The organism is Nocardioides lacusdianchii (genome assembly GCF_020102855.1).
GTDB lineage: Bacteria > Actinomycetota > Actinomycetes > Propionibacteriales > Nocardioidaceae > Nocardioides > Nocardioides lacusdianchii.
On sequence record NZ_JADHZD010000003.1, the window covers coordinates 31,625 to 58,007 of the forward strand.

General features: G+C 68.4%; 26 protein-coding genes. 5 read left to right on the plus strand and 21 right to left on the minus strand.

Annotation, left to right across the window (positions count from 1 at the left end):
- Positions 1–99: 99 nt before the first annotated feature.
- From IRX98_RS04725 to IRX98_RS04785, 13 genes are all read right to left on the minus strand, one after another.
- A complete protein-coding gene (locus IRX98_RS04725; protein WP_224274282.1) occupies positions 100–3,324 on the minus strand; it encodes a LysM peptidoglycan-binding domain-containing protein in 3,225 nt (1,074 codons plus the stop codon).
- A gap of 62 nt (positions 3,325–3,386) precedes the next feature.
- Complete coding sequence (locus IRX98_RS04730; RefSeq protein WP_224274284.1) at positions 3,387–3,818, minus strand: TadE/TadG family type IV pilus assembly protein; 432 nt, start codon at positions 3,816–3,818, stop codon at positions 3,387–3,389.
- Positions 3,819–3,836: 18 nt separating this feature from the next.
- The gene (locus IRX98_RS04735) at positions 3,837–4,223 is read right to left on the minus strand and encodes a TadE/TadG family type IV pilus assembly protein (RefSeq protein WP_308044398.1); all 387 of its coding nucleotides are present in this window, start codon (positions 4,221–4,223) and stop codon (positions 3,837–3,839) included.
- A 35-nt stretch (positions 4,224–4,258) separates the two neighbouring features.
- Complete coding sequence (locus IRX98_RS04740; protein ID WP_224274288.1) at positions 4,259–4,624, minus strand: TadE family protein; 366 nt, start codon at positions 4,622–4,624, stop codon at positions 4,259–4,261.
- Between the two features lie 94 nt (positions 4,625–4,718).
- Positions 4,719–4,901 (minus strand): hypothetical protein, encoded by a 183-nt coding sequence (locus IRX98_RS04745; RefSeq protein ID WP_129479768.1) that lies wholly within the window; start codon positions 4,899–4,901, stop codon positions 4,719–4,721.
- 136 nt (positions 4,902–5,037) lie between these two features.
- On the minus strand, positions 5,038–5,937 hold the full coding sequence (locus IRX98_RS04750; protein WP_224274290.1) for a type II secretion system F family protein: 900 nt from the start codon (positions 5,935–5,937) through the stop codon (positions 5,038–5,040).
- Positions 5,934–6,836: a type II secretion system F family protein gene (locus IRX98_RS04755; protein ID WP_224274292.1), complete on the minus strand. Its 903-nt coding sequence runs from the start codon at positions 6,834–6,836 to the stop codon at positions 5,934–5,936. Before IRX98_RS04755 ends, IRX98_RS04750 begins: the two co-directional genes overlap by 4 nt.
- A 5-nt stretch (positions 6,837–6,841) precedes the next feature.
- Complete coding sequence (locus tag IRX98_RS04760) at positions 6,842–8,140, minus strand: TadA family conjugal transfer-associated ATPase (protein ID WP_224274294.1); 1,299 nt, start codon at positions 8,138–8,140, stop codon at positions 6,842–6,844.
- Positions 8,133–8,438 carry a hypothetical protein gene (locus IRX98_RS04765; RefSeq protein WP_224274297.1) on the minus strand — a complete coding sequence of 102 codons (306 nt, stop codon included), beginning with the start codon at positions 8,436–8,438 and terminating at the stop codon, positions 8,133–8,135. Before IRX98_RS04765 ends, IRX98_RS04760 begins: the two co-directional genes overlap by 8 nt.
- Positions 8,435–9,046, minus strand: a complete 612-nt coding sequence (locus IRX98_RS04770; RefSeq protein ID WP_224274299.1) for a hypothetical protein — start codon at positions 9,044–9,046, stop codon at positions 8,435–8,437. The genes IRX98_RS04765 and IRX98_RS04770 overlap by 4 nt, the downstream gene beginning before the upstream one ends.
- Positions 9,047–9,206: 160 nt before the next feature.
- Entirely contained in the window at positions 9,207–9,938 is a 732-nt protein-coding gene (locus IRX98_RS04775) for an SAF domain-containing protein (RefSeq protein ID WP_224274301.1), read from the minus strand.
- A gap of 11 nt (positions 9,939–9,949) precedes the next feature.
- Positions 9,950–10,429, minus strand: coding sequence for a hypothetical protein (locus IRX98_RS04780; RefSeq protein WP_224274304.1), 480 nt, complete (start codon positions 10,427–10,429; stop codon positions 9,950–9,952).
- 452 nt (positions 10,430–10,881) lie between these two features.
- The gene (locus tag IRX98_RS04785; protein WP_224274306.1) at positions 10,882–11,520 is read right to left on the minus strand and encodes a hypothetical protein; all 639 of its coding nucleotides are present in this window, start codon (positions 11,518–11,520) and stop codon (positions 10,882–10,884) included.
- A 541-nt stretch (positions 11,521–12,061) separates the two neighbouring features.
- Between IRX98_RS04785 and IRX98_RS04790 the strand changes: the two genes are divergently transcribed.
- The 4 genes from IRX98_RS04790 (at position 12,062) to IRX98_RS04805 (ending at position 16,359) form a co-directional block, all read left to right on the plus strand.
- Positions 12,062–12,415, plus strand: coding sequence for a winged helix-turn-helix domain-containing protein (locus tag IRX98_RS04790; protein WP_224274308.1), 354 nt, complete (start codon positions 12,062–12,064; stop codon positions 12,413–12,415).
- A 378-nt stretch (positions 12,416–12,793) separates the two neighbouring features.
- On the plus strand, positions 12,794–13,213 hold the full coding sequence (locus IRX98_RS04795) for a hypothetical protein (protein ID WP_224274310.1): 420 nt from the start codon (positions 12,794–12,796) through the stop codon (positions 13,211–13,213).
- A gap of 354 nt (positions 13,214–13,567) precedes the next feature.
- Entirely contained in the window at positions 13,568–14,797 is a 1,230-nt protein-coding gene (locus IRX98_RS04800; RefSeq protein WP_224274312.1) for an IS256 family transposase, read from the plus strand.
- A gap of 152 nt (positions 14,798–14,949) precedes the next feature.
- Positions 14,950–16,359, plus strand: a complete 1,410-nt coding sequence (locus IRX98_RS04805) for a hypothetical protein (RefSeq protein ID WP_224274313.1) — start codon at positions 14,950–14,952, stop codon at positions 16,357–16,359.
- Between the two features lie 546 nt (positions 16,360–16,905).
- Here IRX98_RS04805 and IRX98_RS04810 read toward each other — a convergent pair.
- The 6 genes from IRX98_RS04810 to IRX98_RS04835 form a co-directional block, all read right to left on the minus strand.
- Positions 16,906–18,495: a recombinase family protein gene (locus IRX98_RS04810; protein ID WP_224274314.1), complete on the minus strand. Its 1,590-nt coding sequence runs from the start codon at positions 18,493–18,495 to the stop codon at positions 16,906–16,908.
- Positions 18,496–18,513: 18 nt separating this feature from the next.
- Positions 18,514–19,548 (minus strand): TadA family conjugal transfer-associated ATPase, encoded by a 1,035-nt coding sequence (locus tag IRX98_RS04815; protein WP_224274315.1) that lies wholly within the window; start codon positions 19,546–19,548, stop codon positions 18,514–18,516.
- 262 nt (positions 19,549–19,810) lie between these two features.
- Positions 19,811–20,503: a response regulator transcription factor gene (locus IRX98_RS04820; RefSeq protein WP_224274316.1), complete on the minus strand. Its 693-nt coding sequence runs from the start codon at positions 20,501–20,503 to the stop codon at positions 19,811–19,813.
- A 22-nt stretch (positions 20,504–20,525) separates the two neighbouring features.
- Complete coding sequence (locus IRX98_RS04825) at positions 20,526–20,672, minus strand: hypothetical protein (RefSeq protein ID WP_207082403.1); 147 nt, start codon at positions 20,670–20,672, stop codon at positions 20,526–20,528.
- Between the two features lie 120 nt (positions 20,673–20,792).
- Entirely contained in the window at positions 20,793–21,686 is an 894-nt protein-coding gene (gene ligD / locus IRX98_RS04830; protein WP_224274317.1) for a non-homologous end-joining DNA ligase, read from the minus strand.
- A complete protein-coding gene (locus IRX98_RS04835) occupies positions 21,683–22,612 on the minus strand; it encodes an ATP-dependent DNA ligase (protein ID WP_224274319.1) in 930 nt (309 codons plus the stop codon). The genes ligD and IRX98_RS04835 overlap by 4 nt, the downstream gene beginning before the upstream one ends.
- Before the next feature lie 16 nt (positions 22,613–22,628).
- Between IRX98_RS04835 and ku the strand changes: the two genes are divergently transcribed.
- A complete protein-coding gene (ku, locus tag IRX98_RS04840; protein WP_224274321.1) occupies positions 22,629–23,591 on the plus strand; it encodes a non-homologous end joining protein Ku in 963 nt (320 codons plus the stop codon).
- Positions 23,592–23,603: 12 nt separating this feature from the next.
- Here ku and IRX98_RS04845 read toward each other — a convergent pair whose 3' ends face one another.
- The gene (locus tag IRX98_RS04845; RefSeq protein ID WP_224274323.1) at positions 23,604–25,049 is read right to left on the minus strand and encodes a carboxyl transferase domain-containing protein; all 1,446 of its coding nucleotides are present in this window, start codon (positions 25,047–25,049) and stop codon (positions 23,604–23,606) included.
- Complete coding sequence (locus IRX98_RS04850; protein WP_224274325.1) at positions 25,046–26,221, minus strand: CaiB/BaiF CoA transferase family protein; 1,176 nt, start codon at positions 26,219–26,221, stop codon at positions 25,046–25,048. Before IRX98_RS04850 ends, IRX98_RS04845 begins: the two co-directional genes overlap by 4 nt.
- Positions 26,222–26,383 lie beyond the last annotated feature (162 nt).

Here is a 26,383-nt window from a genome sequence, read left to right on the forward strand (position 1 = left end):
TGGCGGCAGGGGGTAGCGCCGGCCTGGAAAAGCGTTCGGCCCCGCCCCACCCGGTTGAGGGTGGGACGGGGCCGAAGGCGTTAGGAGCCCGGTCGGGGGCTACCCGGTGGCGCCCCACTCCCGTTGCTCAACGATGGTCTCCGAGCGCAGCGGGAGGTCCTCGTCGAAGAGGTCGAGAACCTTCTCCCGGACCAGCTCGCCAGCGGCGTCGCGGCCGGATTCTGCCTCGGTCGCCGCGGCCTGATCCAGCCAGGGGATGTCGCTGTGCGGACTGGCCTTCCGCGCCGCGTCGCAGGCTAGCCGGACCAGGTCGGTGCGACCTTCCGCGATCGCTCGCGTGGCGAGCACGTGGGCTGCGTCATGGATTGCGCCGACCAGGATCTCGTCATGGCGCTGCTGGCCAGCCTGGAAGAGCCACTTGAAACGGTGCTCGCTGGCGGCCTCAAACGGGGCGCCGGTGACCAGGGATAGGGCGGTCAGCAGGTCCTCCTCGCAACCGTGGTCGCCGCGCTTCTGAGCCCGGAACTTCAGCCGCACGAACAAGTCTGCGCTGGTGAGCACCCCATCGAAGTCTCGGACGAGCTCGTAGGTCGGGCTGGTGCCTCGCCGGGCCCCTGCGCTCATGCTCGCGTCCGGCAACCAGTCGGTGCCGTCGGGTCGCGTGCCCAGCAGCGACCGGGCGTTGGTCGCGCGGTTCTGGACCGTCTTCTGGGTCTTCCACCCGAAGGCAGCGGCGACCCGCTCGGCTGTCACTCCGTGGTCCTGAACGGCGAGATAGGCGATGAAGGAGACGGTGCCGCTGAGGTTGCCGATGGCGCTTGGGTCACCTCCGTTGAGCGACGTCACCTCGACCGGTCCCAGCAGGTGCACCTTGGGTCGCGAGGAGGACTCGTCGAACCAATCGGCGACGTCCTGGTCCAAGGTCGGGTCGAGTGCATCGATCTCCGCGCGGATCTCCGCCGGAACGCTGGGCGCCCCTGCGGCGAGGTCCTCCGGGGTCGTTGCCCCCGTCGCCATGTAGATCTCATCGGCCTCAGGCAGCTGCGAGGTCGGGTCGTTGCCCTCGGTGTGCCGGGGCTCGGTGTACTCCTCGCGCAGCGCCCCGTCGGCACGGGCGTACTTGCCCAACGGTCCGTCATCGGACTGGGTTGCCGGCACCGGCTCGTCCTCAAGGTTGCGGGTGGCGGTGAGGAGGTCCGCCATCGGTGCCGCGTGCTCCGGCTGGATCGTGAACGCCTTGACACTGATCCCCCACATTGGCAGGAACGCCATCCCGTCGAGGCCCAGTTCCACCACCGGGGACTCCTCGTCGCCGTGCACCAGCACCACTCGGGACCGGTCGCGAGGTTCGATGTCTGAGATGAACTCGCCCTCGGGTCGGGAGGCCAGGACCATCACCACGGGGTGGGCGGTGTCCAGGAGCAGCCCGTCGCGCCGACGGGTCAGCACGTCGGCGTTCAGGTTCTGCTCGACTTCACCCATCTCGCTGGTGAGCACAGCAGCGCGGGCCAGGGCGTCGCTCCGCTTGACCTGACGGAGCCGTCCCGGGTTCATGCGAATTGCCTCGGCCGCGAACTCGTCAGCCAGCAGCACCTCGCAGCCCTCGGCCCAGTCGTTGACGGCCAGCTCGGCCACCATGAAGCGGATCAGGTCGGCGACCTGCTGCGGCTCGCCGCCGATGCCGCACATGCCCAACGTCTCCAGGTCGACCATCCAGGTGCGGCCGCTCTCGTCCAGTCCAACGCTCACGAGGGCGGGGTACGGAGCGGGCTGGGTCTCCAGGTCCTCCTCGAGGAAGGTCTCGCGCGGCAGGATCCACGCGCGCGCGTCCTCGGTGGCCGTCCAACCCCCTGGCACCTCGCGGGTGGCGGAGTGGGTGAACAGCAGGGTCAGGTCTTCCTCGCCAAGTACTGCGGCTCCCAGCTGTGGCAGAGGGCTGCCCGTCGCCTTGCAAGAAGCGGACACGTGCCGCAGTGCCCGGTCGAGGAACTCGACGTCAGCTTGTGCGTTTGCGCCGCTTTCGACCAGTGCTTGCTCCACCTCCGTGAGCTCGTCGGGCGTCGAGGCGATCGTCCGCCCGATCCGGCGGCTACGGAACTGACGACGACGGTTCGCTGCTAGTAGTCCCAAGGAACCCACTGAGAGACATACCGCGCTCGCAAGCAGTGCCCGCAGCGCGGTCATCTCACCCTCGTCCTCGGACTCGCCGACCTCGGCCGGGACCTGTTCCGAGAGGCGGGGGTCTCCCTGCTCCACCTCTGCCTGCGGGACGGCCGGACTAACCGAGGCCGAAGGAGCCGTCGAAGGAACCGGTGGCTGGTCCTGGCCAGCCGCATGGTCTGTGCTGCCCCTGTGTGCCCCGCCTTGCCGCTCATCAATGGCGTTGCCGCTTGAGCCGTCCGCGTCGTCCCGCTGACGCCCCCGGGACTGCGGAAGATGATCCTCGATTGGATTGACGGCACCGGCGCCCGGCAACACGAGCACCTGACCGGGACGAATCAGGTCCGGGTCGCCTCCGACCACGTCCTCATTGGCCTTGTAGAGCGCCTCCCAGTTGTCCGCGTCGCCGGTGGTCTCCCGCGCGATCTCCGACAGGGTGTCGCCCGGTCGCACGGTGACCGCGCCCATGTCGGGCCCCGCGCCTTCGGCCGGCACGCGCAGTTCCCAGCCTGGCTTGATGTGATCCGCAGCCACGAAGGTGCTGCCGTCGTTCATGGTGAGCCCTCTGTTGAGCTCTGCGATCTCTGGCCACCGAGCACCGTCGCCTAGGTGGCGTTCCGCGATGGACCACAGCGAGTCCAGCCGCATCACCGTCACCTGGGCAGTGCCGTGTTCCCGCTGCTGCTGCGAGGTGTCCTCACTGGCCCGACCTCGATCCTGCTCGGCTGCAGCCACCTGCGCGTGAGCACCACTGGAGCTGGCAGCGGGTGTGGCGCTGTTTGTCGTGAGAGCCCCACCGCTGGCCGTCGCCGCTGTAGCGACGCCGGCGGCGACGGGCGTAGCCACGGTCGCGATGACCACAGCGGTGATGAGTCGCCGCGCGAGGTGCTGCTGCACACCGAGCGCGAAGGGCACCTCGAGCCGGACACGATCGTCGGTGAGGGCGGCCATCGCCTCCACGGCGATGCATGCCATCAGCTGGGCCCACAAGATCCACACGACGACGGCAAGAAGGCCAACGATCGCGCCATCGGTGAGCGGCGCCGACAGCGAGACGCCCTCGGCCGGCCAAGGGTTGCCGATGTATCGGAGCAGCGCCCACGGCGGGCCGACAACGAGGGCAGCCAACACGCCCCCTGCTAGCAGTGCCTTGATGTGTCGCATCGTTGTTGTCCTCTCTGTCGAACAGGCTGTCTCCTGGCACGCCGTGGCGCACACGGCCCGCTTTAGTCGTCCTCGTCGATCGAGAGCGCAGTGGCGGTCGCCTTGACCGGGATGGAGCCCACCCCGACCGCGGAGAGCAGCTTGGTGTCCTGCTGTCCCGTGACGGTGACGGTGACTTCACCGCCGGCGATATCAACGGTTCCCTGCGCGCCCACCAACGCCAGGTAGGCCTGTGCGGCGTTGACCGCCCGCCCCGGGTCGACCATGGTCTGCCCGTCCCGAAGGGCACCCTGGTTGAGGGCGTCGGCCCCGGCCCGCGCGGCCTGCTCTGCGTTGTTCATCGCCTCGCGCTTGGCGCCGAGGGCGTACCCGCCGTCGATGACCAGCCCTGCGACCGCGAGCAGCGCCACGGTGAACAGGACCACGAAGATGGTCGCGGCCCCACGCTCATCCTGTCGCCGCGGCGGTCGCCGCATGGTGTCCGAGACCGTCATGTCGTTCCCCCCTTTGCCTCAGCCACCGCGGTACGTCTCGATCGGGACCACCGAGGTCGCGGAGAACACGCGGCTGCCGGGGAAGCCGGCCAGAGCCACGTCACTGAGCTTGGTCTTGCAGGACACGGTGACCGTGACGCGGCCACCGGGCTGGTAGCTCGACAAGTCCACGTCCACGTTGAGGTTGGTGCAGCTGACCCCGGCGTCTCCTAGCGATTGGGCGGCAGCGACCTCGGCGGCATGGGCGGACTGACTGGTATTGCGCTCCAAAGACGCGGCTCGAGCCGAATCGGCGGCGACAGCCTCGATCTGTTGCCGCGCATGCGCCATCCGTCCCAAACCGACCACGAACAGCAAGACCACCATGAGCACCGGCGCGATCAGAGTCAGCTCGATCGCTGACACCCCCCGCTCATCACGGCGGCCCAGACGCCAGCGGATCATGGGTTGTCCACCGGAGGCACATACTTCTCGACCGGACCTGAGGCACTCTCCGATACCGACAGCGAGAAGCCCGGCACCACCGACACGACCGTGCCCGTGACGGTGACCGAGGCGGTGTCGGCGGTCCGCCTGGCGGTGACGTCACGGTCCTTGAGGGTGCCCTCCCCCACGGCGGTGAGCAGCTGGAGCGCCCTCTCGCGACCCTGAGTCTGGGTCCCATCGAAGCGACGTGCCACGGCGGCACCTTCCTGGGCCGCCTGCTCCGCGATGTTGCGGGCATGGAACATCAGCCCGAACTGCACGATGAGCATGAGCAGGAACAGCAGCGCGGGCGCGGTGATGACGACCTGCGCTAGGGACATTGCCCCGCGCTCGTCATGGTCTCCTGGTCCCCTCATCTGCCGCTTCACCCGCGAATCCCTCCCTCGAAGTCAGAGCCTGGTCACCAATCGGTGGTCACTCGGTCGGGATGGTGTTCGCCTTGTTGGTGAACTTGGTGACGATGATGGTGCAGATTGCGATCGCGGCCGCCGCCAGAATCGCCACGATGATGACCGTCTGGGCGATCTCGCCGCGCTCGTCACGCTCACGACCGCCGCTGAGGGATGACGCCAGCACACTCATGTAGGTGCGCAGCATCTGGACCTCGGGAGAGTTGAGAACCATCGGCTTACCTTTCTGTTTGCCCAGACGCCCAAGCGCCCGGGAAGTTGTTGTTGCTCGCTGGGGGCAAGTCCCACAGCGAGGTCTGAAGTGACAGGACGCCGGCCATTGCTCAGATCCCCATCACCGCGACGACCGCGGGGAACCCAAGGAAGAGCACGAAGCCGATGAACAGCACCACCTGCGCCATCTCCATGGACTGATCCGCCTTGGCCGCGGCGCCCTCGGCCTCGGCCAGCTGGCGGCGTCGTTGGGTGGAGGCTCGGGCCGTCAGCGACTGGCGGACCTTGGCGCCGTCGTCGGCGACCAGCATCAAAGCCCCGCCCAGGTCCTGGAGCTCCTGCATGCCTGTGCGCTTGCCCAGGTCGGCTAGCGCCGCCCATGGGGTGTCTCCGACCAGGCGGGCGCGGTCGATCGTCGAGCGCAGCAGCTCGAAAGCCCATCCCGTGCCGATCCGCGCCGCCGTGGGCAGAGCCTCGGGGATGCCGCGGCCACCGGCCAGCGACATCGCCACCAGGTCGAGGTAGCACGACAACGCCCGACGCAGCTCGTGCCGCCGCTGCTCAGCCGCCTGGACGACCGACAGGTCGGGTACCCAGAAGAACAGTGCACCGAGCGCGAGGCCACCGACCGCCGGCACCGTCAGCGGAGGGGTCACCCCGACCGCCATCATGGTGACGGTCAAGATCGTCGGCAGCAGCAGCCCGAGCAGCCCGTAGGTCATCTTGCGGACCAAGTGCCCCTCGAGGGTGTAGTCGGTCAGCTCGAGGTCGGCGCGCAGCTTGCCGAGCGTGATGCCCCGTTGCGCGAGCTGCGCAACCAGCCAACGCCCGAGCCGGCCCTGCCAGCTGGTGTCGTCGACGTCGAGCTCAACGACTGCGGCCTGGCGGGCCCGCTGCCGCTCCCACCGGCCCACGACGCTGGCCAACGCCGGCCGGGGCGGCACCAGAGCGAACACCAGCAGGCACAGCGAGGCGCCCAGGGCGGCACCGAGGAGAAGCCCGAACGTCATCGGGTCCCACCTCCAGCAAGCCCGGGCTGCAACGCCGCGTCGACCTGGTCGACACCGACCAAGAACCGCTCAGGCGGGCGCAGGTTCGCCGCGGACCTGATCCACATCAGGCCACCGGCGAAGACCGCGAGCACGACCGCGAGCATCAACTGGCCCAGCGGAGTGGAGTACGGGGCGACGTAGTCGCGGGAGAACACCGCCATCCCGCCCGCGAAGATCGCGGTGGCACCGACGATGATCAACGCGGTCCGGCGCAGACTCTTGCGGCCCTCCTCGATCCGACGTCGCATGTCGACCTCCTCGCGTGCCGCGCTCGCCAGGGCGGTGAGGGTGGCCACCAGGCCCGGGCCGCGCAGCTTGGAGTTGAGGATCAGTGCCGCCACGACCAGGTCGGCGGAGGAGTCCTCGAACTCCTCCGCGAACGCAGCCAGCGCCTGGGTGAGCGGGATCTGCACTCGCAGACGTCCCTCGAGCCGCTGGAGCGCCGGCTGGAGCACTGGCGGTGCGGCAGTCAGGGAGTGCCGGATCGCGTCCTCGAGTCCCACCGACCCGGCGATGGAATCACGCAGCGACTCGGTCCACGTGGCCAAGGCCTCGACCCGCTCGACCTGCCCGGTCGCGGTCTTGCCGCCGCCGAACATTGTGGGCCACAGGTAGATCACCGCGGCGGCCGCGCCTGCGGCTACGGGCCACCTGGTGAGGACCGCGACCAGCACCGCGACGCCGAGCGCGATGAGCGCACGTCGACGGGCCGCGCTGCCCCACAGCGCGTTCCCGCGACCCTTGCTGGCTCGCGTCCGTGTCGGAGGCCGCCACCCCATCAGGGCCGCGGCCAGGAGCAGGATGCTGCCACCAAGCGCGAGCCCAAGCAGAAGACCAGAGACCGCCGTCAGGGACATACCGCTCACCACCCTCCGGTGCTCGGCTGCTGCCACCCGGCGGCAGCCAGGTAGTCCAGTCGTTGCGGAGTGGTGCCGGTCCAGGTCGCCGACCCGTGCGGGCCCGCGGAGAAGATCTCCGAGGCCAGCACCGAGTCTTCGTAGCCGTTGACCTCGAGGATGGAGTCCAGGCGCCGCTTGCCGGTCTTGGGGTGGCGGCTGATGAACACCACATAGTCCAGGCCGCCGGCGATGAGCCGGAACGATGCCTCGTGCGGGAGCCGCTCTTGGGACTGAATGGCGTAGGTGGCGATCCGTTCGAACACCTCGCGTGAGCTGCGTGCGTGGATCGTCGACATCGACCCGTCGTTGCCCTGTCCCATTGCGTTGAGCATCTGGACGATCTCGGGGCCGAGGACCTCACCGACGATGACCCGATCGGGCGCCATGCGCAGGGTGCGCCTCACCAGGCGGTCCATGCCGATGTAGCCCTGGCCCTCGGAGTTGGCCAGCCGCACCTCCATCGGCACACAGTTGGGGTGCCGGTCCTCAAATTTGTGCAGCCCAAGCTCGAGCGCGTTCTCCACGGTGACGATGCGTTCCTCGGGCCCGATCTCGGCCGCCAGAGCCCTGAGCAGGGTGGTTTTCCCACTCTTGGTGCCGCCGGCGATCATGATGTTGAACCGGGCCTGGACGATCGCGCGCAGGAAGTCGGCGGCCTCATCGGTGATCGTGTCGTTGCCGACCAGGTCTGCCAGCTCGGCCTTCTCCCAGCGGTGTCGACGGATCGACACCGACGGCCACGGGGCGACGCCCATGACCCCCGACAGACGCGATCCATCCGGCAGGGTGAGGTCCAGCTCCGGGTTGGCGGCGTCCCAGGGCCGCGAGTTCAGGCCGGCGTACGCAGCCAACCCCTGGATCACTTCGATCAGTTCCTCGTCGCTGCTCGCGACCGACTCAGCAAGCTCCCACGGCGTCTTCGACTCGGCCCGGGACACCCAGACGTTGTCGTAGCCGTTGATCGCGATCTCCTCGATCGACTCGTCGTTCAGCAGCGACTGGAGGCGCCCGGCACCGAACATGCGTGCATGCACACCTTCGGCGAGCTCCTGCTCGATCTCGGGGTTCAGCGGAGACTGCCCCACCGCCAGGAGCTTCTCGGCGTGCTCGCGGATGACGTCAGCGATCAGCCGGCGCGTGTACTGCTGCTCATTGGCGCCGGCCAGCTCGCCCTGGCCGCTGCGAAGCCGCCTCTGCTGCTCGCGGTGCAACCGGTCCCCGACCTCGCGGTGAACGGTGCGAAGCAGATCTGGATCAACCATCGCGTTTCACCCACTGGTCTCGTCGGTACACCGGAATCGAAGGCTCCCGCTTGAGGTCATGCCCATGCGCCCGAGCTGCGCTGGCGAGCATCGCGGTGACAACGAACAGGCCGAAGCCCAGTGCGGTTGCCACACTGGCGGGCGACGCATGCAGGACGATCGCGGCAACCCCACAGAGCGCAGCGACGAACACCCCCATCCACATGGTCAACCGCCGCTGCTGCGTCTGGTGAGCGCGAATGAGAGCGCCGACCTGCTCGTCGTCGCTGAGCACTGCAGGAGTCGGCTCGGCGTTCATGCCGGCACCACCTCAACCATGCCGAGAGACGCCGCGAGTGCTTTCGCTCCGCGCAGCAGCAGTGTGCGTCCCAGCCGACCGGAGGGAGACTCTCCCTGCTCAAGCCGGGCGAGCGCCTTGGGATCGAAGGGCACGGAAGCCGTAGGCCAAACGGCCATCCCCGCATCGTCGAGCACCTGGTCGAGGTCCGCACGGTCGCGACTGGCGCGGGCATCTGGTCCCACCAGCACCGGGCAGACGGGGATTGCTGCGACCTGCGCCAAAGCCCCCATCAAGTCTTGGACGTCCTCCCGTAGGTGCATCACCGACTCCAGCGTTGCCGCGGCGACGGTAAGCAGGTGGGTGGAGTGCTCGGCCAGTGGCATCACGGCGCTGGCCCGGTCCAGTCGGCCGAGGTCTGCGATGACGTCGACCTCGGCGTCCACGCAGGCGGTGGCGATCGTGGGCCACAGTGCGGAGAAAGCTCTGGCCTGTCCGGCCCGGGTCACGCCCTGGACGAGGCTCACCCCGCAGGCGAGCAGCTGCGCCTCGTCGACCACCACCCCCGCACCGGGAAGTCCGCCCCGTACCGCGGCGGCGAGTTGCAGCAGTCCCTTGTTTGCAGCCACAGGGCCGCCGTGAGCTGCCTTGCACCTGTATGCCAGGTCTCCACCGGACGGATCTGCCTCGAGCAACACGGCCGGGCGCGGCCACATGGCTGCCAGCGCCAACGCTGTCGAAGTGACGCCTGGGGAGCCCTTCACTGAGGCGATTGATATGAGCACGAGCTCACTCCCCCGTCGTCTCTGCGCCGGCCGGTGCGGTCTCCACGACCGCGACACGGTTCTGGGTGGAGTAGGCGGAGATCCGGGCGGCGTCGGCCGCGTCGACGACCAGAGTCACCAACACCTGACCCCCGGCCGTGGCAGCACCCTCGACGCTGTAGACGCTCGCATCAGCGGCCAGCACCTCCGGTGTGTCCAGAGCCGCGGGGTCCTTCTGGGCGGTGTCGCCTCCGGGGACGGCGATCACGTCGACCACGTCGCCAGGATCTAAACCCGCCCCAGGGACCCGTGCCGGGTCGAGTGCCAGCCCGACGGTGGCCTCTCCGGAGGCCGGCACCGCGGAGGCTGCGAACATCTGGGAGGTCAGAATCTGCCCGTCGACCAGGTCGACGGCCGCGGTCTGGTTCACCACGGTGTTGATCTCGCTGACAGGGATCGCCCCGGAGACACCCGACACCGACGTGGTGACCAAGTCGTCACGAGCGATCACCTGACCCTTGGAGACCGGCTCGCCGAGCGCGAGCACCGACTCCTTCTGCCCTGCGTGCAGTCCCCAGGCCGCGACCGCGAGTCCGGTTCCCAGCACGCTCAACGCCGCAACCGTCACCAGGCCCCAGGACCGGTGGCGTTGACCGCCCTGAGTGGCGCGTCGCTCGCCGGCGGCCAGGAGTCCTGGCGCGGGAGCATGCATGCCCCGGGCTGCCTTGCGGTCCTGTTTGGTCATCGTGTCGCTCACAGTTCTGCCCTTCATCGGATGACGACGGATTGGCGCTCGCCGACTTGGATGGTGGTCGCGTCGCTGGTGAAGCCAGGCACCTCGCCGAGCGTTCCTGCGGTTGAGAGACAAGCGCCAGAGCAGGTCCAGTTGACGGCGTAGGAGATGACCGCCGTCACCTTGAACACACCGTCAGGCTCGAAGTCCGATACGTGCTGGAAGGCGTAGGAGCAGTCCGTCTGCTCGTCCGAGCTCATGCCCTTCTGCCACTTGCGGCCAGCCGTGGTGCACGTCTCCATGCCGTCGCCCAGATCCCAGGTGACTCGGATCGGCTCGGCCACCACAGTCACCGTGGTGTTGCCGATGGTGGCGCTACCGGTGACGTTGCTCCACTGGTTCTCGCCCATCCACAACCAGGTCGGCAGCCCGACATACGTCATCAGCGGGGGCTGAGGAGCCATGTTCACCGTCGGCTTCACCAACGGCATGGACTCGACGACCGTCTCCGCCATCTGGCCTGGATCTGGAGGAGTCTCACCGCCAGGAACAAACCACGTGTTCCCGGGGATCGCTACGCTGCGATCACAGGTCCACACGTTGCCCTCACTCGGGTCGTGGCCCTCCCAGTACGCACTGTCCGCCGGTGGCTGCGGAACAAGTGGGTAGGCGTAGCACTGGTGGCCTGCGTTCCACACGCCCCCATCAGCATTCGTGCACGGAATCTCAGCCCCACTCGCGTCGTGGCACGCAGTCGTTCCCGGGTTTGTGTTGCCGTCATCCGGATCTTCGTTGCCAGGGTCGGGATCCTGGCCGGGGTCGATGGCCGGAATGCAGACGCCACCGCCCTCAGGAAATGGCGACGGCGTCTCGCCCTCTTCACAGTTTGGGTACTCCCCAGCATGTGCGGGAACGGGCACGAGAGCCAGCATCGCGGCTATCAGCGCACCGACGATCACGCGGCCTACTACGTGCATGGCTTGGGCTTCCCGTCCACTAGTTCCTTGACCCCATAGATGAGCCAGTCGTAGCCCTCGGGTTGGCTGAGGAAGATGGTCCGCAACTGAGGCTCCGGGGTGGGTCGGGCGATCTCCTCCCCGTCTTGAGTCCTCTGGACCGACGTGTAATCCACGCACTGCTGGATCTGCACGCCAGTGCCGCTCTCAGTGACCGATTTCGCCTTGGACCAATAGACCGTCGGTGTCCCAGATACCTTGACGTTGATCTGCTGGTAGCCCTGGAGCCGCTCCCAGTAGTCCATCCATGCTGGATGGGGGAAGTACTCCTTGAAGAGCTTCTCGGCTGCCGGAGTTGCCTTGCCCTTGGCCCAGATCGGTTCGGAGCGGGACTCGTAGGACTCCCAGCGTTGGAGGGCAGTCTCGTAGGCATCGAGCTGGGCCGGGCTGAACTTGGACTCCCAAGAGCCGGGGTCCAACGTGGGGGCCGGCTCAGTGGTGGGTTCTGAGGTGCTGTCGGTCGCGCTGCTGGTGGGCCCGTCAGTGGGAGCGGTCTCAGGGTCGTTGCCTGCGCATGCTGCTGTGAAGATGGCCAGCACGCTGAGCAGGGTCACAGTGAGCGCGTAGCGGCGAGGGGTGTGGGCAAGCATGGGCTTTGCCTTCCCGAGTAGGCGACAGTTCTGAAAAGCGTAAAGCCAAGCGATTCGCCACGGTTTTGCAGACGAATCGCGATCCTCAGCTTCAACATGGGGTCCTTCCCGTCCGGGGTGCTCTCTAATCAAGGAAGGCAACCGGTAGTCGGGCAGATCGGACACCCGGGGTGAAATCACGTCAGAACGCGTGTCCCCGCGTTGCGCCGCACGGTGCTTCCGCATCGTCAATTGCGACGGTTGCCGTCGCGATTCGCATGAGTCCCACGGGCGTCGGCTTCGTTCCGCGCGGCCGCGGTGACCGAAGGCGTCTGTGCCCTCGGTGGCAGCTGCTGACGCATCCCCAAAACGTCCCTTCTTTCTCCGCCCGAACGGCGGCATCCGCGTCCGTTGTTGTCAGCCCGAAAACCCGAATCAGCCTTCGGCGTGACCCGTTGGGTCGTTCCCGTGCCGCGCCGGAGTTTGGGGTAGCCCCATCATGACACAAACGGACGTGTGACACGACCCTTTTGAAAGTGGAGTGTCGGGCACAATGCGCACCATGCCGTCGTTGCCCGCACCCCGCGACATGCCGACGGAGGTGAAGGTCATCATTGACGCGATCGGGCACAGCGTCCGCACCGAGATCCTCAGACAACTAGCCGAGCGCCCCCTCGGCGTCCGAGAGCTCGCCGATGCGACAGGCACAGTCGTGAGCCAGGTCCGCAAGCACCTCGCGATCCTCGAGGACCTCGGTCTCGTCATTGCAGACGTCTCCCCCGACGGGCGCCGCCCCGGCGGGCGCGGCCGAGCCGTACTTTGGAGCACCAATCCTGAGCGCGCCAAGGAAGTCGGAAAGATGTGGATCGATTACGTCACCGGTCGCAGCTCGCATGACGTCGCTCAGGACGAGTAGCAGTCACGTCGTGGGACGGAACCTTTTACGGCTAACCGTTTCTCGACCATCCGTCTCGACAGACCCCTGCGGCTCCGCACGGCAGTCGGAACAGCCCGCGATCGCGTTACCCGCCCCACGTGTCTTGCGGCACCTCCCCCGGTGCCTGGGGCAGAAACCGGACGACACCCGGCGTCCGGCGTCCATCCCGGCGGTCTCTGTGAGCCTGCGTCGATGTCCAGTTCTTCTCCACCGCCTGCCCACCGAGAGGGTTCTCCACCGTCTGGCGGTACCCCCGACACCGCGGCTGTTTCACTGGGCGGCCCGGGGCGCCCCACGCCGCGACGTACGAAAGGACCACATCTGATGTCTGCTGCGTCCACGGTGAGCACCGACAGCGTGTACGACGAGACCCCAGAGTTCGTCTACGCGGTCTCCCTGCTCGCGGCACTCGAGGCCGCGACCGGACTGGCCGGACACACCACGGTGCTGCCTTTCCTCGGCATGGCCCGTGCCGAATTGACTGACTTCGGGCAGCGTCGACCGATCCGATACGACGCGGCGCACATCGACTACCTCGGTTCCGGGCTAGCAGAGCTCGACCAGTGCTTCACCGCACTCCTGGCGCAGTCGCAAGGCCTCCAGCACAGCCTTCGGACGGAGTCAGCTCTCAGACTGCTGCGACGCGGCGCGGCCGCCGTCAGTGACGGACCAGATGGTCGCACCACCACCACTAGCCCCCTCGCAGCCGAAGGCGCGACCCACCACCCCCCAACGCCGGCCTCTCGTCCACCTTCCATCAAGAAGGGGTCGGTGTGACCCATCCGAAACCACGACCGGCGACGACGTCGCGGCAGCCCTGGAGGACCTGACTGGTCGAGTCCGCGAACTGGAGTTGGCTAATTTTTGGCCAGGCGTTCGATCAAAGCGCTGATCCAGCATCGTCTGGGACCAACTACGTGCTCTTCGCGACCGCATCGAACGCACTGAGTAGCCCACGGCAGGCAGCTAGCCAAATTCGACCAGTACCGAGGCCTGCACCGCAACGCCTCCAGTAAGCGTCCCGTGGAGTGGTGGGGTTTGGGGTAGGACGGCGGGGCTCCGTACGTGAGGGGGCCATCGGCGAGATCTTCGGTGTGAACGGCCAAGCACACATCGAAGAGGAGTTCACCGATGGCCCTACCCCAGTCTGCCCTGTCCGAGCTGCTCGAGGCTTTCCGTGCCGGTGACGGCGTGGATCTGATCCGGGAATCGGTCCGAGTGGCGTTGCAGGAGCTGATCGAAGCCGAGGCGACCGAGAGGATCGGCGCCGCACCGTACGAGCGCGCGGACACCCGCGTGACCGAGCGCAACGGTCACCGACCAAGGGTGCTGTCGACCAAGGCCGGTGACGTCGAGCTGCGGATCCCGAAACTCCGCAAGGGCTCGTTCTTCCCCGTCATCCTCGAGCCGCGCCGACGGATCGACCAGGCGCTGTACGCGGTGGTGATGGAGGCCTACGTCCACGGCGTTTCCACTCGCAGCGTGGACGACCTGGTCGAGGCGATGGGCGTGGACGCCGGCATCAGCAAGTCAGAAGTGTCGCGGATCTGCGCGGGGCTCGACGAGCAGGTCGAAGCATTCCGCACCCGGTCGCTGGAGCACACCGAGTTCCCCTACGTCTACCTCGACGCCACCTACCTCCACGTCCGCAACGCCACCTCCCAGGTGGTGTCGATGGCGGTCGTGATCGCCACCGGGATCGCCGCCGACGGGTCCCGGGAAGTGCTCGGACTCGACGTGGGTGACAGCGAGGACGAGACGTTCTGGCGCGGCTTCCTGATCGCGCTCAAACAGCGTGGCCTGCACGGGGTGCGGCTGGTGATCAGCGACCAGCACGCCGGCCTCGTCAAGGCCCTGAAGCGGTCCTTCCAGGGCGCCGGCCACCAGCGGTGCCGGGTCCACTTCGCCCGCAACCTGCTCGCCCACGTTCCCAAGTCGCACGGCGACATGGTCGCCGCGGTGTTCCGCACCGTCTTCGCCCAGCCCGACGCTGAGGCGGTCAGCAACGCGTGGGACGAGGTCCGAGACCAGCTCGCCAAGTCGTTTCCCAAGATCGGGCCGCTGATGGACGAGGCCAAGACCGAGGTCACCGCCTTCACCGCGTTCCCGCGAGCGCACTGGCAGAAGATCTGGTCCACCAACCCCCTCGAGCGGGTCAACAAGGAGATCAAGCGCCGCGCCCGGGTGGTCGGAATCTTCCCCAACCCCGCCGCCGTGATCCGACTCGTCGGCGCGGTTCTGACCGACATGCACGACGAGTGGCAAGCCGGCGACCGCCGCTACCTGTCCGAAGCATCCATGGCGCTCCTCTACCCCGACAGCGATACTGGTGACATCGCCGCCATCGACAGCGGCGAGTAGGCACCGAGGATCACCTCAAAGCCCACCACCCCGCGGGGCTCTGCCACGCCTCCAACGCGCATGGTGTGACGTGTCCGATCCGGCCCTGCGCCGGTTGCTTCTCCGCCCATGAACATCACTCGCCTTCATCCCGTCCTGGTCGGTGGTCCCCGATGACCGTCTCTACCTACAGCGGGCACGCCGAGAAGGCAGCCCACGCACTCAACTTTTTGATCCTCGACGACACGATCCCGGCCGACGAGCACGCGGTGGACCAGTTGTTGCACTGCCGTGAAGCGGTCGTCGACGCGCTGCGGCAGCGGCTCTACGACATCGGACAGGACAACTCGTACCCACCGGCGGACCATCTACCGGTCCAGACCCCCAAGCCTGCGCTGACGGGACTGGACGCGAAGCTCGCGACCCTGGTGGACAACATCGCCTTCGCCCTTCCCAGCCTCCCGCTCGACGAACGTCGGGGACACGCGGACTACCTCACGCCAGCCTCCGATGACCAGACCGTCGAGTCGTGGCGTGCTGCGGCAGTCGAGCTGCTGTCGGCTTCCCACGCCCTTTCGGCTGCCGAGGAGCAACCGTGGCGCACCGACCCGGGGGCGGGCTGGTGGGTGATGCGCGACGTCGCCGTCGCCCTCGAAGCGGTCCTGGTGCTCGACTCCCGGCTCGAAGAGGTGGGCCTGCTCGCTGAGCATCAGCGGCCGGACTACGCGATGGGTCTGGATGAGAAGCGGATGGTTCTCGCCCAGACCGCTCGGGTGGCCACGTGGCATGCCACGAGTGCGAGCCCTGAGGAGGCCACCCCGCGATTCCAGCAGTCGACGTCATCCACGGTGGTCGAGCCGGTTTCAATGGTGTCGACTCCCGCGGACCTCGCGGCCGCCCAGCAGCGGCTCGCCCAGTTCCTGCGTCCACTGCGAGCAAACGACGCGTTCTACGTCGACGAACCGGAGATCACCGCCGACTCAGCACGTCAGATCACCGCCAGCCAGCTCTTCTTGTGCCGAGCGTTCGAGAGGGCTGCCGGCCACTCCCCGAAGACCGAAGTCTTCGCAGCGTTCTTCAACGAGCGCGCCGAGGTACTGGCGGCGCTGCAACCCCAGATCAGCCACCTCGCTGACGTCCAGGCGGGCCAGGAGCCCAACATGCGCCGTTTTTGGCAGCAGAGCGAGCTCACGAGTGCGGTCGGTCGCATGGAGCACCGCGGCGGCGGCATCCGGCTCCAACCCACGCAAATGGTCGAGCTGGCCAGGGCCACCCACGACGTGACACACAACCTCGGCAAGGCACTGCGTCGCGAACTTCTGCGCGGCGCCAGCAACCTGATCGACGCCCACCCACGCCACCATGACGGCCCCGTCCGCGTCGGCCGGCGCTCGCGACTGGAGAGGACGCTAACCGACCTGACCAACATGCCTGCCCCGAAGCAGCGCGTTTCGCGGTTCAGCAACCCGCTTCAACGAGCCGCCTTGCAGCAGACGCTCAACCTGACGCCGCCGTCATCATCACGGCCTCCCACACCCTTTCCGGCCACCCGATGGGCCCCCGACAGGACGCCGTCGTTCTGAACATCAGACGGGCACCCCTTCCCCACCATCACGCATGCGTCTCGGTGTCATGGCGCCGCCACGATGACCACCACGGGTTTGATGCCGCTCCTGTTTGAGTCCAAGGAGATGTGGGGAACAGTCGCTGTAAACCACCGCGTCGAATCGCTTGACTTACGTGCGTTGCGGACCAATACGCTCCATCAAGCTGCCTGTTCGTCACGCTTAGTCACCGCCAACACCGAGGACGCCTCGGCTCCATCCGCGAGAAGTACCGCGCGTGCTGAATCGCTGCGAGTTGTCCGATTTCTTGTGCCAGCCGTTGCTTTTCCTCTCATGCGCAATAGAAGGGTCGACACGCTCGAAGCGGCGGCTGTCCGTGGCGCGGCGGCCGAGACAATACGAGGGTGGGCGGAGCGGGTAGCGGCGAGTTTCCCACCAGTTGGACCCACCGTGGCTGACCACCTCGTGGCCCGTCTGAACCTCGAGGATGACTGTCAGCAATTGGACGGCATGAAGAGCGATCGTGCCATCGAGGCCGCTTGATCCGTCCCGGTCGCGCAGGAACTACGCGCGGCTTGGCTGAAGCGAGTCGAAAGCCAGGACGCGGCTCGGGACGATGACGACCCGGTCAGGATCGAACTTCCGACCACGAACTTCTGCTCGCTTGATAGTCACATCCAGCAGCGTCCGGACGACCTCTCGACGATCGTGAAGGTCGGCGCGGGTCCACCCTTCTTCGAGCGTGAGCGCAGTCAGCATACGCCGGACCGCTGGCGAGCTCACCGAGGCCGTCTGACTTTCGCGAAGCTCCTCGATCGACGCCTCAATACGCCTCGTCTCCGCTGCGTAGGCACGCAAGGTCAACGCGCCCTCTGCTCGCATCCCTTCGACTTCGTCGAGCTCGCGTTCCCGCTCGTCGATCAAGGACGCGAGGTCGGGCTCGTCTCGCCGCTTCTTCTCACGGCGATCGTGCGCTGCAGCAACAGAGGCGATGAAGTCGGGGCGGGCAAATAAGGCGAGAAGGACTGCCTCAACACACTCGTCGACGCGATCAGCGCTCACCGTAACCCGCATGCACCCTTCGTTGCGGCAGGCGTACGCACGAGGCATTCTCGACAGATTCGTAGCCGCTTTGAGACGGGCGTGGCATTCGCCGCATGTGGCGATCCCGCTCAGGAGGTGGCGGGGTGCAGGACCCCTGGGGTTAGACACGCTCAACCGAGCGGGATCCTTTAGCAAAGCACGCAACCTCAGCCACGTGCCATGGGGAACTATCGGCTCCCAGGACGCCTTTCCGATGTCTTCGCCGCGATGGATGCGTCGACCGGCGATCGTCGGATTCAGCAGCAGTTGGCGCAGGGTTGAAGGTTCCCACTTTGTAACAACGCCCATGGGATTCTCTTCCAGCGTTGACCTGCGCGCCTTCCTAGGGGTCGGTATCCCACGAGTGTTGAGATCGCGACAGATCTGACGCAGAGTCCCGCCATCTAGCAAGGTGTCGACGGCCTCGACCAGTACCACTGCCTCCGGGGAGAGGGTCCTCGGAACCTCATCACTCAGGACTGGCACGAACTCGCCTTCAGGCGTTCGTGCAGGACTACCCGATGAATCTACCCGCACAAATGGAGTCTGGCCGACGAGGACGCCGGTGCGAGAGTCGTAGCACCGCCGGAAGCCATACGGGATTCGACCATGCGGACTTCCTCGCATCGCGTTCGTCTCGACACTGTCGATGTTTCGCTTCTTGATGCGCCGAGCCTCAGCTTCCGCCATAACCCCTTGCAGCACCAAGGGCAGCCAGTCGTCGACCTTCGTCGGGTTATACCGCGTGCCGGACACCGCTATCTCGAGACCGTTGTCAGCGCAGGCATTCACAAGACCCATGAATTCCTCAAGATCGCGACTTGACCGCGAAACCTCCCACAAGATTAAGACGTCGGCTCGCCCAGCATCGATCAGACCGCGGACCTTCAGAAACCCGTCGCGCTCGCGCGAACCGCGTGACGCTGACTTGTTGTCGTCACGAACTTCAGCGACGACGTCGACGCCGTCGCGCTGGGCAAAGCTGCGCCCTCGCTCGATCTGTTTCGACACGCTGGTGCCGCCGCCCTTGGGATCCCGGGAAGCGCGACCATAGATGACACCCCGTTCCACGGCACTATAATACATCCCTTATTGGCTGTTGTCTCCGGCGAGCAGCGGCAGCGTGCACATCTTCACCAGCGCCTCGCGTGCACTGTTGGCGTGGAGGGTGCACATGCCCGGCAGTCCCGAGTTGAGCGCCAGCAGCAGGTCGAGGCACTCCGCGGCACGCACCTCCCCGACCAGGATCCGGCTCGGCCGCATCCGCAGCGCCTCCTTGACCAGGTCGCGCAGCACGATCGCGCCCGTCTGCTCGAGGCCCGCCTGCCGGGTCTGCATCGCGACCCAGTCCGGGTGGTTGAAGCGGAGCTCGAAGACCTCCTCGGCACTGACCACCCGCTCGCCGCCGGGCACCGCGGCGGCCAGGCAGTTGAGCATTGTGGTCTTGCCGGCCTGCGTGCCGCCGGCGACGAGGATGTTCATCCCCGCCCGCACCGACGCCTCGAGGAACGCCGCGGCCTGCGGCGTGAGGCTGCCCAGCGCCACGAGGTCGGACAGCCGGTGCGCGCGGAGGAGGAACTTGCGAATGTTGACGGCCGTGAAGCCGCGCGTGATGCCCTCGAGCACCACGTGGAGACGGTGCCCCTCGGGCAGCATCGCGTCCACGAAGGGCGTGCTGATGTCGAGACGTCGCCCGCTCGACTTGAGCATCCGCTCGACCAGCTCGTCGACCTGGGCGGCGTCGAGGCGCAGGTTGGTCAGCTCGTGGCGACCACGGCGCGCGATGAAGACCCGCTCCGGGGAGTTGATCCACACCTCCTCCACCTCGGGGTCGTCGAGGAAGGGCTGGAGCGGACCGAATCCGGAGACCCGCGCGAGGAGCTCGCCCACCATCGCCTCGTCGTCGGCGATCGGCGCGACGGCACCGGTCAGGCTGAGCTGGTCGTGGTCGCGGACGACGTCCTCGGCGATGCGGCGTACGACGAGTGCCTCGCGCTGCGGGTCGACGCCCTCGCGCCGCACCCGCTCGCGCACCGACGCGTCGAGGCGCTCGACGAGGTCGTCGCGCACGGGCGTGCGCTGCTCCTGTCGCGGTCGATCGACCGCCAGACGGTCCACTGCCATGGCCTACCTGCTTCCCCGAGATCGTGCACCAGGGACGCTACCCAGCAGGACGCGGCCGAAAACAGGTCACCGGTAAAGGTTGTGGACAACCTCAGGACCGGCGGGCCACCCCTCCCCCATCGGTTGCCTGCGTCATACGTTCTCGCACGCATGGGTGCGGGAACGTATGACGCAGGGCAGGGATGAAGCTGGACGGGCCCGGACGGCGTGATAAATGACGCCGAGGGCGAGCTGGTGGACGCGGGAGTCTGAGCCGGAGGGCTCAGGTGCCGGTCTCGAGGCGGAAGCCGACGCCGCGGATGGCGACGACCTTCTCGCCGGCGTCGGCCGCCTCGAGCTTGCTGCGCAGGCGACCGATGGTGACGTCGAGCGTCTTGGTCGAGCCGTACCAGTTCTGGTCCCACACCTGGTTCATCAGCGTCTCGCGCGGCACGACCTTGTCGTGGTTGGACGCGAGCACGGCCAGGACGTCGAACTCCTTGGCCGTCAGCGCGATCTCGCGCTCGTTGAGGTGGACGCGGCGCGAGGCGGCGTCGATGCGGAGCCCCGAGGACGTGGTCACGGTCGTGTCGTCGGTCGCGGTCGGCGTACCGCTGCGGCGCAGCAGGGCGCGCACCCGGGCCAGGAGCTCGGCGAGGCCGAAGGGCTTGGCGAGGTAGTCGTCGGCGCCGACGTCGAGGCCGACCACGCGGTCGAGCTCGCCGGCGCGGGCGGTGACCATGATGATCCCGCCCTCGTAGCCGCCCGAGCGCATCTGACGGCACACGTCGAGGCCGTCCATGTCGGGCAGGCCCAGGTCGAGGATCACGACCGCCGGGTCGTTGCTGACGGCGAAGGACACCGCCTCGGCGCCTCCGGACGCGCGGCTGACCTCGTAGCCCTCACGCTCGAGGGTGCGCATGAGGGGTACTGCGATGTCTTCCTCGTCCTCAACCACCAACACGTCCTGCACCATGCAAGCGAGCATAGAGGCAGGGTCAGCGGTTGGTGGACTGAACGCCCGAGTCGACCGTCGTCGAGACCACCGTGGTGGCGGGCTGCGCCGGGGCCTGCTCGCCCGGGCCGAGCACGACGCCACCGGCAGCCAGGAGGACTGCGACGGGGACCAGGAGGATGCGGGACATGGGTAAAGCATGTGGCGGGCACATCCACACCGGACCCTCAGAGCGGTCACACGAAGGGAATACTTGAAACCTGAACGGGCACGGCTGGGCGTAACCGGGTGTGACAGTTCGGAGGGGCGCTCAGGCGTCGAAGACGTCGCCCAGCTCCTCCACCCGCGCGAGCACCTGCTCGAGCGTGAGCTGCTCGAGAGCGAGGTCGTCCTCGGCGCCGGCCTCCACCTCGTCCCACGTCAGCGGGGTCGCCACGGTGGGCCGCTCCCGCCCGCGCAGGGAGTAGGGCGAGACCGTCGTCTTCGACCCGGAGTTCTGCGACCAGTCGAGGAACACCTTGCCGGGACGCTTCGCCTTGGTCATGGTCGCCGTGACCAGGTCGGGGTGCTCCTTCTGCAGGCCCTCGGCCACCTCCCTGGTCAGTGCCGTGGTGCCGTCGCTGTCCAGGTCGCCGGGCAGGTGGGCGTAGAGGTGCAACCCCTTGCTGCCGCTCGTGACCGGCGTGCAGACGAGGTCGCGCTCGGCCAGCGCCTCGCGGACCATGAGCGCGACCTGCGCGCACTCGTGGAGGCCGGCCGGCTCGCCGGGGTCGAGGTCGATCACCAGTCGGTCGGGGTGGCGCGGCGTGCCGTCGGCGTCGACCTGCCACTGGTGGACGTGCAGCTCGAGGGCGGCGAGGTTGGCCAGCCACGTGAGCGTCGCGAGGTCGTCGCAGATCGGGAAGCGGATGGTGCCGTCGCCCTTGCCCGAGCGCGAGCCGGTGGTCGGCACCTCGACGGTGCGCACCCACGAAGGCGTCCCGGGAGGGGCGTTCTTCTCGAAGAAGCTCGACCCCTCGACACCGTGCGGCCAGCGGATGCGGGTGACCGCGCGGTCCCGCAGGTGCGGCAGGAGCACCGGCGAGACCTGGGCGTAGTAGTTGAGCACCTCGCTCTTCGTCGTGCCGGTGCGCGGGTAGAGCACCTTGTCGAGGTTGCTGATCGTCAGCGTGCGGCCCTCGACGTCGACCTGCACCTCGCTCACCCGCTCACGTCCTCGGGTCCGATGTCGGTGCGGACGCCGCGGTAGGACGGCTGTCGCAGGCGGGTGACGGGCATCTTGTTCAGCGAGTCGACGTCGACGACGAGGAACGGCTCCACCCACCTGGTGCCGCGCGCGTCCACGGCCGGCACGTCGTCGGCGAACGGGCTGGCCCCGACCTCCCGGCCCGCGAGCTGCTCGCCGAGCAGCCGGCTCGCGGCGCCGCCGATGCCGCTGCCGACGCGCCCGCGGTAGAGCAGCCCGTCCGCGGTCGGCTCCCCCACCAGCAGGGAGGCGAGGCGGTCCTTCGTCCCCTCCTGCGGTCGCCAGCCGCCGACGACGAAGGAGAAGCGGTGCCGGTGGGCGAACTTCAGCCACGCCTTGCTGCGCACCCCGGGCTGGTAGGTCGAGGTGAGCCGCTTGGACACGATCCCTTCCAGTCCCTGCGCCAGCGTGGCCTCGCGCAGCATCGCCCCGTCGTCGTACGTCGGGGGCACCTGCCAGCCGCCGAGGTCGAGCCCCTCGAGGATCTCGCGGCGCTCGGCCAGGGGCAGCCCGGTGAGGTCGCGGTCGTCGAGGCGCATCACGTCGAAGACCATGAAGGTCGCCGGCACGCTCTTCGCGAGCCGGGCCGCGGTCGTCGCGGAGCGGACGTGCATCCGCTCCTGGATCACCGCGAAGTCCGGCACCCCGGCGTCGTTGATGCCGATCACCTCGCCGTCGACGAGGAGGTCGCGCCCACCCATCGGGGCGGGGCCGAGGTCGGGCCAGGCAATGGTGGCGTCGTTGCCGTTGCGGGTGGCGAGTCGCGCCCGGTCCCCGCCTGAGGTCACGTCGGCGAGCATGCGGACGCCGTCCCACTTGACCTCGTGGGACCACTCGTCGCCCGTGGGGACGACGTCTCCCTTGGTGGCGAGCATGGGGCGCATGGGACATGCTTACCCCATGCGAGCCATCTGGAAGGGCGCGGTCTCCTTCGGCCTGGTGTCGGTGCCGGTCAAGCTCTACGCCGCGACCGAGAGCCACGACGTCTCGTTCCGCCAGGTGCACGCCAAGGACGGCGGCCGCATCAAGTACCAGCGCGTGTGCTCCCTCGACGGCGAGGAGGTGGCGTACGCCGACATCGCCAAGGGCTACGAGACCGAGGACGGCGAGATGGTCATCCTCACCGACGACGACATGGCCGACCTGCCGTCGACGTCGTCGCGTGAGATCGCGGTGGAGAAGTTCGTCCCGCGCGACCAGATCGACCCGCTGCTCTTCGAGAAGTCCTACTACCTCGAGCCCGAGGGCGCCGGCGCCAAGCCGTACGCCCTGCTGCGCCAGGCGCTGCTCGACGCCGACCGGATGGCGGTCGTGACCGTGGCGCTGCGCCAGCGCACCAGCATCGCGGTGCTGCGGGTCAAGGACGACGTGATCGTGCTGCAGACGATGATGTGGCCCGACGAGATCCGCACCCCCGACTTCTCGGTCGAGCCCGGCGACGTCAAGGACTCCGAGGTCAAGATGGCCCAGATGCTCGTCGAGACGCTCGCCGGCGACTTCGACGCCAGCGAGTTCGAGGACGACTACGCCGGCGCTGTCGAGGCGCTGGTGAAGTCGAAGATCGAGGGCGGCGAGATCAAGCGCACCGAGACCTCCACCAAGACCTCCGGCGAGGTCGTCGACCTGCTCGCCGCGCTCCAGAAGTCCGTGGCGGCGGCCAAGTCCGCCCGCGGCGAGGAGACCGACGAGCCCGCGGCGAAGAAGACCGCCGCCAAGAAGTCGACGGCTGCGAAGAAGGCTCCCGCGAAGAAGGCGCCCGCGAAGAAGACCGCCGCCAAGAAGACCGCCGCCAAGAAAACCGCCGCGAAGAAGGCGCCCGCGAAGAAGGCGCCCGCGAAGAAGCAGGCGAAGAAGGCGAGCTAGCCTCCTCGCAGCTCAGCTCGCGGCAGCCACCGGCGGACGCCCGGTGAGCTCGCGCAGCAGCGCGGACACCTCGGCGGCGACGGCGACGGCCAACTCGCGCGGCGACTCCCCGTCGACCTCAGGCACCACGCGGTGCACGACACCGTCGGCGAGCAGGTCCGTGGCGCGCACCCGCTGGCGCTGCGCCATCTCGGCGGCATGCGTGACGTCGCCGTGGACGATGACGCTCGCACCCTCGGGCGGCAACGGCGAGAGCCACGCGTGCTCGGTCGCGATCACGGTCCGGGCCGGGAGGAACGCCAGCGCCCCTCCCCCGCAGCCCTGGCCGAGGATCACCGACACCGTCGGCACGGTCATGGTGGTCAGGGTGGCGATGCAGCGGGCGATCTCGCCGGCGATGGCGCGCTCCTCCGCCTCCGGCGACAGCTCGGCGCCCGGCGTGTCGATGACGCTGACCAGCGGCAGCCCGAGCTCCTCGGCCAGCCGCATTCCGCGCCTGGCCTCGCGCAGTGCTCCGGGACCCATGGCGTGTCCGGGCGTCTGGCGGGAGCGGTCCTGCCCGATCACGACGCACGGCTGGCCGTCGAGTCGGGTGAGGGCCACCAGCACGGTGGAGTCGCGCTCGCCCTCGTCGGTGCCGCGCAGCTGGAGGGTGCCGGTGGCGCCGTGGGCGAGCAGGTCGCGCACGCCCGCCCGGTCCGTACGACGCGTGCGCTCGACGCTGTCCCAGGCGGCGTGGTCGCCGATCGTGCGCGGCGCCCGCGGCTCGAGCCGGCCGGGGCCGGGTCCGTCGACGAGCACGGCGAGGGCCGCGTCGACCATCGCGGGCAGGTCCTCGGCGCCCACGACGCCGTCGATGACGCCGGCCGCGGCGAGGTTCTCCGCGACCTGGACACCAGGGCGGAAGGGCCGGCCGTTGAGCGCCTCGTAGACCTTGGGCCCCAGGAAGCCGACCAGCGCGCCCGGCTCGGCCACGGTGACGTGGCCCAGCGAGCCCCACGAGGCGTAGACGCCGCCGGTGGTGGGGTGACGCAGGTGCACGAGGTAGGGCAGGCCCGCGGCGCGGTGGTCCATCAGCGCCCGGGAGATCTCGACCATCCGCACGAAGGCCGGCGTGCCCTCCTGCATGCGGGTACCGCCCGACGCGGTGCTGGCCAGGAGCGGCAGCCCCTCGGCCGTCGCACGGCGTACGGCTGCGGTGATCCGGTCCGCGGCGGCGCGGCCGATGGAGCCGGCGAGGAATCCGAACTCGTTGACCACGACGGCCACCGGGCGCCCGCGCACCTCACCGCGGCCGGTGACCACCGACTCGTCCGTGCCGGCCTTCTGAGCGGCGGCCTCGAGCACCGCGCGGTAGCCCGGCTCGACCCCGGAGAGGTCGATGGGCTGGTCCCAGGAGGTGAAGGTGCCCTCGTCGAGCACCAGGTCGAGCATCTCGTGGGAGGTCCAGCGCTTCACGCCCCACCCCCGCCGATCCACGCGCGGATCTCGTCGGCGTGCTGGTCGAGCAGGGGCGGGGCGACGTGGTCGCGCCGTGTGACCTCGGCGCCCTCGGCGTCGAAGAACCGCAGCGGCGGGCCCGGCAGGGTGATCCCGCCGAGGGTGGGGTGCTCGACGTCGACGAGCAGGCCCTGGCTGGCGACCTGGTCCCACTCGTAGACCTCGTCGAGGCTGCGGACCTTGCCCGCGGGGATCCCGATCTCGGCGAGGCGGGCCAGCAGCGGCTCGGCGTCCCACTCGGCGAAGGCCTGCTCGACGAGGGCGATCACGTCCTCGCGGCGCGCGACGCGCTCGCCGTTGGTGGCCAGGCCCTCGGCGTCGGGGTCGAGGCCGAAGCCCGCGCAGAACTTCTTCCACAACCCCTCGCTGCCCAGCGCGATCTGCACCGCGCCGTCGCGGCAGTGGAACAGGCCGTAGGGCGCGATCGAGGGGTGGTGATTGCCCTGCGCCCGGCCGACCTCGCCGGCCACGGTCCAGCGGGTGCCCTGGAAGGCGTGCACCCCGACGACCGAGGCCAGCAGGGACGTACGCACCACGGTGCCCTTGCCGGTGCGCTCGCGTTCGTGCAGCGCGGCCATCACTCCGTAGGCGCCGTACATCCCCGACAGCAGGTCCGCGATCGGTACGCCGACGCGCTGCGGGTCGTCGGGACCCGAGCCCGTCAGTGACATCAGGCCGGCCTCGCCCTGCGCGATCTGGTCGTAGCCGGCGCGGCCGCCCTCGGGGCCGTCGTGGCCGAAGCCGGTGATCGAGAGGACGACCAGGCGCGGGTTGCGGCGCATCAGCTCCTCGATCCCCAGGCCGAGGCGCTCGAGCACGCCGGTGCGGAAGTTCTCCACGAGCACGTCGGCGCGCTCGACCAGCCCGACCAGGACGTCCTTGTCGGCCTCGTCCTTGAGGTCGAGGGCGATGGACTCCTTGTTGCGGTTGGTGCAGAGGAAGTAGGTCGACTGGCGCGCGTCGGGGTCGCCGACGAACGGCGGTCCCCAACCGCGGGTGTCGTCGCCGCTGCCGGGCGCCTCCACCTTGATCACGCGGGCACCGAGGTCGCCCAGCATCTGCGTGGCGTGCGGTCCGGCGAGCGCGCGGGTGAGGTCGACGACGAGCAGGTCGGAGAGGGGGCCGGTCATGCGGGCCATCCTCCCGCAGGGTCTCCGAGGGCTGCCACGGCAACTTCCGACGCGACCGGACACCCGTGACTGGCAGAACGGCTTCCCCGCACGCGTGCGCAGTCCCTAGGATCAAGCTCACACACAAATCACTCGGGGGTTCACCATGAAGGTCTTCACGAC